This window comes from Martinezella lusitana (genome assembly GCF_016901135.1).
Classification (GTDB): Bacteria; Pseudomonadota; Alphaproteobacteria; order Rhizobiales; family Rhizobiaceae; genus Rhizobium; species Rhizobium lusitanum_D.
Map to the genome: position 1 here is coordinate 1 of NZ_JAFEVL010000006.1, position 2031 is coordinate 2031.

Below are 2031 nucleotides of genomic sequence, written 5' to 3' on the forward strand. Positions count from 1 at the left end.
CCCATTGCCTCAATGATGCGTTGGCGTGTCTGCGAACGAGGCTCGCGACCGTCCCGGAGCTGGAAAACGAAAAGCGGATCACCAGCGAACTTCTTGCCGAATTGGGTTGGCGTCATCTCTCGATCGGTGATGAACTGTTCAATGTGCGCCTTGAAGGCTGAAATGGAGAGCCCATCGTGCGCCTCATGACCTTCCGTCAAGTTCACTGCGAGATTATCGCCGCTGATGATGAGGCGAGCGCCGTTGACTTCGAGTTCGATGATCATTCTGCAGCCTCCGGCACCGCGAAGAACTCTGCCGGCGAAAGATCGATGTTGTTCGCCTTTGCGAATGCCAGTAGCGCCGGCACTTCACTATTTGGGATCATGCCGCCGGTGCCGCCGCGCTCCTTTGGGTACATCCAGCGATATACCCTCGAAACATGCTTGCCGGTGATCTCGGCAACCTTGTCGATGCCGATCTTGGCGATGATAGATTTTGCGGGTTCGAGATGTTTTTCGCTCATGTCGCGATATTTGCGATTATCGCGATTTTTGTCAAGCTATAATTTTGCGATAATCGCGATAGAGTTTTTTGCGGCATTCGCGATTATCTGCGCATGAGCGACCCGCAATATGATCTGAAAATATGGTTGGCAAAAAAACTAGAGCCGCATGGTATTGCGACCGCTCTTGCGAAGTCTATTGGTTCCACTTCGACTAAAGTGTCGAGGATGAAGAATATCGAGGATGGCGAAGCTAGAAAAATTACTCTTCATGAGATTGAGGGCATCGCTAAGTTCTTCAAGGAACTGCCTCCCGGCTTTGAAGGCATGAAACAGTGGCTTGATGAGCCTGCAACAAGCACTGGATTAAAAAACGGGATCCGCCATCAGGCGGTAATAGCGAGTTTTGACCCTGATGCGTATGATCCGTCTGAAGGGTTCAATACTGACGAGGACGAGGCATCATATAATCGTGAGCATTGGCGGCCGAAAGTAGATGGTGCTCTTCCTGAGCTAGATGCCAAATTGGGCGCTGGAGAAGGTGTCGTTGGGGATTTGATCAATATTCCGGTAGGGTCTGGGAATGTAGCCGGCCACCGCGTCGTTGGGGAGTGGCTTTTCCCTGAAGAATATTTGCGAACTCAAGCAAAGGTATCTCCGAACCACTCGATTGTGCTCGAAGTGATCGGAGATTCGATGCAGCCGAACTATCTGCCTGGCGATCGAGTCCTGATCGATCTATCGCAAGATCGATTTACGATGGATACGGTCTACGCTATTAGCTATGGATATGGCGACCCGCAGATTAAGCGGCTACAACAGGTGCCGTTTAGCGAGCCGCAAGAGGTAATGATTATATCCGACAATCCCGGATATAAGGTTTTCACCGTTCCGCTGGCGCGCCTCAAGATTATAGGCAGAATTTGCGGGCAAGTCAGCCGGCGGTAATAAGGGGGGATTGTCCCCCCTTTTTGATTTGGCGATTACGTGTCTCGCAAAAATCTTTCATCATAAACGCGAATTTCGGCGACAACGATTCCTAAAACATGATCGTCAAAGACATCTCTGGCCACAAAATTATCCCCGTAAATCGGATTATCTCGCGCCAATCTAAGACCGCTAAGTGTCGCGCTAACCCTATATAATTCTATAGAGCTGCCAGCATCGATCAAGTAAACACCGTCTCCTCGGAAACATTGGACTGGCGCGATCAATGCATAGTCCAACCCTCCTCGAAATGTTGGTTCCATAGAGTCACCCGCCACCGGATGAACTCTGTGTTTAGTCGATAATACTTTTTCTGGTGCAATCGAGGAGGCGAATAAATCGCTCATTTAACGCCTCCGATCGTATAGCAGAATGGCGGGTCAGATAGGATTACCTTAAGTCGGCGGCTAAAAGATCGCGCGATTGCAAAAATGCGCACAGTGATGCTATCATGCACGTGCATGTTGAAAATCCCCAATTTTTGACGTGAACACTGAAAAGGCGAAGCGGGTTTCTCAGGCCAGTGCTTCGCCTTTCTTGTTTTTCGTTGCTGTTTTCTT

Annotated in this window: 4 protein-coding genes and 1 pseudogene; 1 reads left to right on the forward strand and 4 read right to left on the reverse strand. The window is 49.8% G+C overall.

Annotated elements, in window-relative coordinates; translation table 11 throughout:
* Both JTP94_RS02720 and JTP94_RS02725 read right to left on the reverse strand, forming a co-directional pair.
* Window positions 1–266, reverse strand: a pseudogene (locus JTP94_RS02720) (hypothetical protein); the annotation flags it as partial.
* Window positions 263–505, reverse strand: a complete 243-nt coding sequence (locus tag JTP94_RS02725; protein ID WP_204849036.1) for a hypothetical protein — start codon at window positions 503–505, stop codon at window positions 263–265. The gene JTP94_RS02725 and the pseudogene JTP94_RS02720, both read right to left, overlap by 4 nt.
* A gap of 93 nt (window positions 506–598) precedes the next feature.
* Here JTP94_RS02725 and JTP94_RS02730 point away from each other — a divergent pair, with 93 nt between their 5' ends.
* Window positions 599–1432 (forward strand): S24 family peptidase, encoded by an 834-nt coding sequence (locus tag JTP94_RS02730; RefSeq protein WP_246754638.1) that lies wholly within the window; start codon window positions 599–601, stop codon window positions 1430–1432.
* A 35-nt stretch (window positions 1433–1467) separates the two neighbouring features.
* Here the strand turns inward: JTP94_RS02730 and JTP94_RS02735 are convergent, their stop codons facing one another.
* The gene (locus tag JTP94_RS02735; protein WP_204849037.1) at window positions 1468–1818 is read right to left on the reverse strand and encodes a hypothetical protein; all 351 of its coding nucleotides are present in this window, start codon (window positions 1816–1818) and stop codon (window positions 1468–1470) included.
* On the reverse strand, window positions 1815–2031 hold a 217-nt coding region (locus JTP94_RS02740), incomplete at its 5' end, for a hypothetical protein (RefSeq protein WP_204849038.1). The genes JTP94_RS02740 and JTP94_RS02735, both read right to left, overlap by 4 nt.

Coding starts and splice junctions, on each gene's coding strand:
- JTP94_RS02725 (WP_204849036.1), bottom strand. CDS start 505: ATGAGCGAAAAACATCTCGAACCCGCAAAATCTATCATCGCCAAGATC.
- JTP94_RS02730 (WP_246754638.1), top strand. CDS start 599: ATGAGCGACCCGCAATATGATCTGAAAATATGGTTGGCAAAAAAACTA.
- JTP94_RS02735 (WP_204849037.1), bottom strand. CDS start 1,818: ATGAGCGATTTATTCGCCTCCTCGATTGCACCAGAAAAAGTATTATCG.